The organism is Desulfuromusa kysingii (assembly GCF_900107645.1).
Classification (GTDB): Bacteria; Desulfobacterota; Desulfuromonadia; order Desulfuromonadales; family Geopsychrobacteraceae; genus Desulfuromusa; species Desulfuromusa kysingii.
Map to the genome: position 1 here is coordinate 1 of NZ_FNQN01000021.1, position 6234 is coordinate 6234.

General features: G+C 42.2%; 9 protein-coding genes and 1 pseudogene. 8 read left to right on the forward strand and 2 right to left on the reverse strand.

The window, feature by feature from the left end:
* Positions 1 to 246: 246 nt before the first annotated feature.
* A pseudogene (locus BLU87_RS17240) lies at positions 247 to 393 on the reverse strand (transposase); the annotation flags it as partial.
* A 302-nt stretch (positions 394 to 695) separates the two neighbouring features.
* On the opposite strand from BLU87_RS17240, the gene BLU87_RS16885 reads away from it, so the two are divergent.
* The 5 genes from BLU87_RS16885 (at position 696) to BLU87_RS17385 (ending at position 3518) form a co-directional block, all read left to right on the forward strand.
* Entirely contained in the window at positions 696 to 1478 is a 783-nt protein-coding gene (locus BLU87_RS16885; RefSeq protein ID WP_092351004.1) for a hypothetical protein, read from the forward strand.
* A 217-nt stretch (positions 1479 to 1695) separates the two neighbouring features.
* On the forward strand, positions 1696 to 2331 hold the full coding sequence (locus BLU87_RS16890) for a DUF488 domain-containing protein (RefSeq protein ID WP_092351006.1): 636 nt from the start codon (positions 1696 to 1698) through the stop codon (positions 2329 to 2331).
* Complete coding sequence (locus BLU87_RS16895) at positions 2324 to 2767, forward strand: DUF488 domain-containing protein (protein WP_092351008.1); 444 nt, start codon at positions 2324 to 2326, stop codon at positions 2765 to 2767. The genes BLU87_RS16890 and BLU87_RS16895 overlap by 8 nt, the downstream gene beginning before the upstream one ends.
* Before the next feature lie 156 nt (positions 2768 to 2923).
* Positions 2924 to 3199: a hypothetical protein gene (locus BLU87_RS16900; protein ID WP_092351010.1), complete on the forward strand. Its 276-nt coding sequence runs from the start codon at positions 2924 to 2926 to the stop codon at positions 3197 to 3199.
* Positions 3180 to 3518 (forward strand): hypothetical protein, encoded by a 339-nt coding sequence (locus BLU87_RS17385; RefSeq protein ID WP_092351012.1) that lies wholly within the window; start codon positions 3180 to 3182, stop codon positions 3516 to 3518. The genes BLU87_RS16900 and BLU87_RS17385 overlap by 20 nt, the downstream gene beginning before the upstream one ends.
* Positions 3519 to 3525: 7 nt before the next feature.
* On the opposite strand, the gene BLU87_RS16910 is transcribed toward BLU87_RS17385, so the two are convergent.
* Complete coding sequence (locus BLU87_RS16910; RefSeq protein WP_092351014.1) at positions 3526 to 3972, reverse strand: IS1/IS1595 family N-terminal zinc-binding domain-containing protein; 447 nt, start codon at positions 3970 to 3972, stop codon at positions 3526 to 3528.
* A 382-nt stretch (positions 3973 to 4354) separates the two neighbouring features.
* Here BLU87_RS16910 and BLU87_RS17910 point away from each other — a divergent pair, with 382 nt between their 5' ends.
* The 3 genes from BLU87_RS17910 to BLU87_RS16920 all read left to right on the forward strand — a co-directional run bounded on the left by BLU87_RS17910 (position 4355) and on the right by BLU87_RS16920 (position 5933).
* Positions 4355 to 4699, forward strand: a complete 345-nt coding sequence (locus BLU87_RS17910; protein WP_342743687.1) for a hypothetical protein — start codon at positions 4355 to 4357, stop codon at positions 4697 to 4699.
* Positions 4693 to 4848 (forward strand): tyrosine-type recombinase/integrase, encoded by a 156-nt coding sequence (locus BLU87_RS17915; RefSeq protein WP_342743688.1) that lies wholly within the window; start codon positions 4693 to 4695, stop codon positions 4846 to 4848. Before BLU87_RS17910 ends, BLU87_RS17915 begins: the two co-directional genes overlap by 7 nt.
* Positions 4849 to 5066: 218 nt before the next feature.
* On the forward strand, positions 5067 to 5933 hold the full coding sequence (locus BLU87_RS16920) for a hypothetical protein (RefSeq protein WP_092351016.1): 867 nt from the start codon (positions 5067 to 5069) through the stop codon (positions 5931 to 5933).
* Positions 5934 to 6234 lie beyond the last annotated feature (301 nt).

A 6234-nucleotide genomic window follows, 5' to 3' on the forward strand; every position in this document is an offset into this window, starting at 1 on the left:
CATAATGCAGGCTCCTTTCTTTGAGGGTTTGTCTGTTACTCAAAGGATAGCGGATGGTCCGTTATCTGTGGAGGGGGCCTGCACTAGTATCAAACCGATCAACTGGACGGAAAAAACGTCTGCGCTAAATTGAAAAGAAAAGTCTAAATTGCGGGGCCTGTAAAGTAAATTGTGTAAATAGCCCGTCGGTTAAAGTAGCGACATCCGTCCTTCAAACATAATCGAAAACTGATTAAGTGCCGATCGTCAATGGGGGATCGGCACTGTCCATTTCTTTGAGATATTCTGCAATGCCAAGTACAGCAGCTTGATCATTGATTCACCATTGAGGAACGAACCCCGGTTTTTTGTCACCAGACGCAACGATATGTTGACAGACTCAATAGTGTTGGTTTTCCCCGATGTGGTCTTCAGGATTTTTATAGTCCATCATCGAAGAATCGAACAGGTCGCCAGGTATGGTTATCAGTGATTCTTCCGGTCGTTACGAGTTGTAATGGCCCAAGACCGAGTTCATAAAAATCGTTGGGTTCTTCCTGCGCTAGAGAAAATATAAGTAGGCAGATGCCCGGAAAATCAAAAAAATTTGTAGGTAACATAATCAATGATATTGACAATCATTAAAGCAACCATCAATGCACTCCAGCCGTGGACAAAGGCAGCACGGCTGAGTTTAAACGTTCTGCTGAGATAAAATGATAGTACGCTGGAAAACAATTAAAGAACATCGAGGCGATTATTTCGTCGAGTATCACCCCGCATGCTCAAGTATGTATTTAGCGATTCTCACAATCGTCTACACGATTCCTATATCAGAAAAGTCGGTAGTAGTAAAAATCATTGAGAAAGAGTTCAAGTTATGGATTCAGCAGTTTCCCATTCCGCTAATGGCTTCAGCGAGGGATGCGTCAGACAGCTTAATCTGTTTGAGACCAATTCATAGTGAACATTTCCTTTCAGGCTTTATTGATGAAGGGATTATTCAGTCATCATGGAATCTCAAGGGAGATACGTGGTTCCCTAAATATCAAAAGGAAGATCACTATAGAAAACAGATATATTCTGACCTCGACTCGATTACACGTGAAGACATAGATCTCAAAATAGATCATCAACGTAAAATTGCTAAAACAGGGTGGGTAATAGTTTTTGTCTGGGCAGTTATAATTCCTTCATTGATTGCGCTCTTGGGGTTCTTCAATTTATTTTTTGTTGGTGTTATTGCATTGACCTACAGCCTGTTCAGAGCTGTAAAAAAAGCCTTAGAGATGTTAGGAGCCTTAAAGAAAACAAAGGCACAGAAGGAAAAAGAGAAGGAAGAGTTGAGCAAGGAACATCATCATTATCACTGCAAATTGAATCCTAATGGTTTTCTTCAATTACGCACAGAAAATTTAGAAAAAGAGATTCGAGAGAAAATTCAAAAAGAATCTCAAGAAATAAAAAATTCAGAACAAATCAATGAAAGCGACTCGTAAACGCAACATTTATTGTCGTTGTCATGCTTTTTCAAATCAAGGAGAACGTGCTGCGCTTCGAAGATTGTAATCCGAGTAAGTCCGTTATTTTTTCTATCTCATTTGACCGATAAATTCTCTTTAAAAACAGATGTCTATAAGATTCCTTTCAGATGGAATAGTCGATAGAATGATTATGACATCATTGAATTGAAACTTGCACTAGCGTTGGGACGTAATGGAAGAACCAATCATCTACACAATTGGCCATTCAACGCATCCAATTAACGATTTTCTTGGGATGCTTCGAAAATACATGATTAATTGTGTCATTGACATAAGGAGTGTGCCCGCCAGTGCGTACTGCCCGCAATACAATAAGGAACCCCTTCAGTCGGTTTTAAAAAAGAATGACATCACCTATCTCAACTTCGCAGAAGAATTTGGAGCCAGAAAAGCGAATTCTGTGTTATTGGATGAACAAGGCCAACTTGACTTTGTGAAAGTCCGGAACTCATGGCTTTTTAAGCGAGGAATCGAAAGAATATGGCACGGTATTCAGCAGCAATTTTTGATAGCAATCATGTGTTCAGAAGCTGAGCCGTTAGATTGTCATCGTTTCTCAATGGTTTCTGTAGGACTTGAAAACGATGGGATAACAGTGAGGCATATCTTAAAAGATAAAACCTGGATTTCTCAAGCTGAGTTAGAGAGTGAACTTTTAAAAAAATATGAAAAAAAGATTCCACAAAATAATTTATTCAACCAGAACGTAACGCGAGAAGAGCAATTGACCGTTGCATATATGTTAAGAAATAAAGAAATAGGGTTCTTGCCAAATCCAATTGAACAGAAAGAAGAGGGCAATGATTAAGTTGTTTACTGTTGGATTTACTAAAAAGTCGGCAAAGGAGTTCTTTGGTTTGTTAAAAGCAGCCGGAATTAATAAGATCCTTGATGTTCGGCGTAATAATGTTTCTCAACTGGCCGCTTTTGCGAAGGGAGAAGATTTAAAATATTTCGCTCGAGAACTTATTGACGCGGGATATGAGCATGACAAAAACTTAGCTCCTCCGCAGGATTTATTAAAACGTTACCGTGACAAAGAAGTTTCATGGCGAGAATATGAAGTTAAATACATTGAGACACTGAACCGAAGGAATGTTTTAACAACGATCAATTTTGCCGAACTAGATGGATCTTGCCTGTTGTGCAGCGAACATGAGCCAAACATGTGTCACAGACGGTTGCTTGCTGAGTATCTCAGGGATGCTCATGGTGATATTGAAATTATCCATTTAATAAGGTAGATCCAAAAATATCAGATTTAGCTTTTTCTTTGACTCTGTTCGTAAGACGAACTGATATAGCGAACTTTTTCTTTCTGTAAGCGCATCATTAGAGTATTCTTGCAATTTGCGACCTATTGCTATACAATGATATCAAAGATATTCGGAGGTGTAGCTATGGCAATGCAAAAACAAATAAATTTGAGACTAGACAATTCAGATGAAGCGACTCTGAAATCTATGGCCGAGACACAGGGGCGTTCGGAGCAGGAAATCTTGAGATATTCTTTTCGCAAATACGCAAAGGAGTTTCAAGACCAAATGGCCTTCCTTGGATCGGTTGAACGGGGATGGGTCGAGCTTAGATCCGGTCTGGGCGAAATTGTAACCGAGGACGACACTTTCCTTGAGGACATCATGAAGGAAATCGACAATGAATCAGCGTCCTCTTAAGCGCTCACTCGAATACAAAGGAAGGGTTCGGAAATACGCCAGAAATCTTGCCACCCGTTACAGGCGAGAGATAGCCGGGGTTTTTCTAGAAAGTGTTGGGCGAACTCAAAGAAGGATTTATGAGAACAACGAGATAGGCACGGCTGCCCCGTACCTCTTGTTGGACGAAAAGATTGTTTTGCGTGAACTATACTTTACCTCCGGGCCTGCTAAGTACTGCATGGTTTACGATATTTGTGATGACTATATAGGCCTTGTTACGCTTTGGCATGGCGAGGGAATAAGAAGCTCCGAGGAGTTGATTCGTGTTTGGGAGTAATTAAACATCAGGGAAGCTTAAGTGAGGCGTTCCCGTTAAGCACCTTGTGCCGCCAGGCGAAGATGGTCGAGGTGGCCACGCCATGGCGCTTGGCCGTTTCCCTGATAGACTTTCCCTTGACCATGTCTTCCATAAACTCCGGCCAGAGTTCAGGGTAATGAGTGCCACGCAAAGGAGTATGGGTGAGGTCCGAGAAATAGCGGAGGCACGCCGAACATCGATACGTTTGACGCCCCTTATTAGTCCCATTGCGGACGACCTGCTCACTTGCGCAATGCGGACAGGCGCCCCCCTTCCGGAAGCGCTTATCACGCAAGTCTTCAATGAACGAATCGACTGCCAATTTCTCCGAGCCGAACGGATTTCTGAGCTTGGCGAGGATCCGCTTCTGCGTTACAGGGTGAAGCGCCTTAAACGCGGCAAGAAATTCTTCTTCGGTCAGTGCTGCTACCATCACCATCTCCCAAAATAAAAGAGATGACCTTATTCTATGCGGATTACAGAAGATTACACAGAGCTGTGATGGATGGTGCTTTCAGCGGGGCAAACATCCAAAGCTACAAAAATCAGTTTGATTCGCGAACAGAGCCTTTAATTTCGGTTCATATCGGAACTCTCCATCATTCTTATACGAGTCTGTTGGGGCTTGACAAAAAAGTAGAATAGCGTTTGAATGTGATGACATTTTGCTTAGGGGGGAGACAGTGGAAAGAAAAAATTACAGATAAAACTTGAAAGTCGTCGAACCGATATCAAACGGTGTGGCGGCTTTTTTTATTTTTTGCACTGTATGTTAGCGAAGGGTCATGACAAACAGAGGAGGCAATCATTACAGTTTGATGGACCTGAAAAGCCACCAAAACAGCTTGATCACATGTGGAAATCAATGCCTGTCAGGCACTATCGAGCAGGCACCGAAGATACCCGTTTTGCAAGAGCATCTCACTCATGTCAAAAAGGTATATGAAGAAGATCTGGTCGATGGATGGGGCAGAGTTGAACTGCTTGGAGCCTTGGAACGTAAGTACCCCAATGCATCACAGAATGGCGCTGGCAATGGGTCTTTTCCCAGGAAAACCGCTGGAAGAACAGATCCACCGGGGAAGAAGGACGTCATCATGTTCTCGAAACACTGGTTCAAAAAGCAGTCAGGGCGGCAGTTTTCAGAGCTAGTATTGTAAAGAGGGTCGGCTGCCATACTTTTCGTCACGCATTCGCGACTCATTTGTTAATGGGTGGTTATGATACCCGAACCATTCAGGAGTTGATGGGTCACAAGGATGTGAACACGAACATGATTTATACTCATGTTTTGAATAAAGGCGGATAGGGAGTCAGCAGTCCTTTGGATAGTATTTAAGCCAGTTTAGACAGGTCTGCCTATATTCGACTATTAAAATTACACAAAGTATGTGAAAAGCAGAAATGATAGCCGATTATATCGGATTGGTGGGCATTTTGTTAAAAGTTTAGGCAGACAGGTTTGTGTCTTTGTTTACAGTTTTATACAGACCTGTCCATTCATAGTTAGATTTGAGAAAATATTCAATGGCATTCCAATTCAAAAAAATTTCTTCGCACGGCACAGAGAATCCGATCATTGCTCGACTATCAGTACAAGCAAACGATTTGGTGAATTTCTGCAATTTCTCGAAAGAGAAAAAAGAAGAACTTTTTGCAATTTTCCATAGTGGTGTTCAGCCGAAGCTTATAACTTGCTATGAAGTATTCATCAGCATCAGCAAGGAATGCAGAAATATCGAGGACACTGTCAACACGGAGGGGCTAAACATTCAGTCTCAAGACAGAGTTATAGAAGTGCCTCACCTTGAAGGTCTCGAAAGCAAAATCGACCAATTCCTGTATAGTGCAAAATCCTGCCTGAGAGAACTAGCTAAAATTTTTGGGCTATTTTTCGGAAAAGAGTTTTCCGAAGCTAGGTACGATCAAGTAAAAGAATGGGCAACTAAAGAATTTGGCGAAGCCAGTGAACTGGCTAAAATCATTTCACAAGATCATGATCTTTGGATCAAAAAACTCGTTTCAATGCGAAATGCAGTTGAACACCCGGGAGGGTATTCTGGTCACCTGCACATTCATAATTACGACCTTTTACCAGAGAACCACCCAGACTTTCCAAAACTAATTGAGCCTACATGGCATTTGAACGAAGAACCAAGGGTATCAATACGAAAAGATTTAGAGGTATCCATCTCCAATATCTTACACTTTTCTGAAGACATGCTAGTACTCTGCATGCGGCAATCTGGTTTGCCAGAAATAATTCAAATTGTCGAAATTCCAGAGGCAGAAAGAGACGAAAAGTGCCCAGTTAGGTTGAAATTCACATTGAGTGACAAAATAAATCTAACACTTATCAGGCCCCCGGCCGTCAAGAGTAAAGATAACCATTAACGCAAAAGATTTACTTTTCGTTCTTTGACAAGCGACTGATCAACCACGAATCATCCGGTTTCTGACTTGGGCTTTACGAACTGGCTGCAGATTTCGAATTCTGCTCCAAACACTTATCGAGGCTCTTAATGCGAAGGGCCGGTCATTTGTGACCGAACTGTCTTCGCCACCTGGAAACACTTGCGTACCCTTGTGCCGTCCCATTCAAAAAAGCGTGGTCCAGTTGTAAGCTCTGGCCATAGTTAGTGCCGGGCTCGGGGAAGGGGCAGAATCCGGCGCTGATCCCTTTGGATCATCGCGC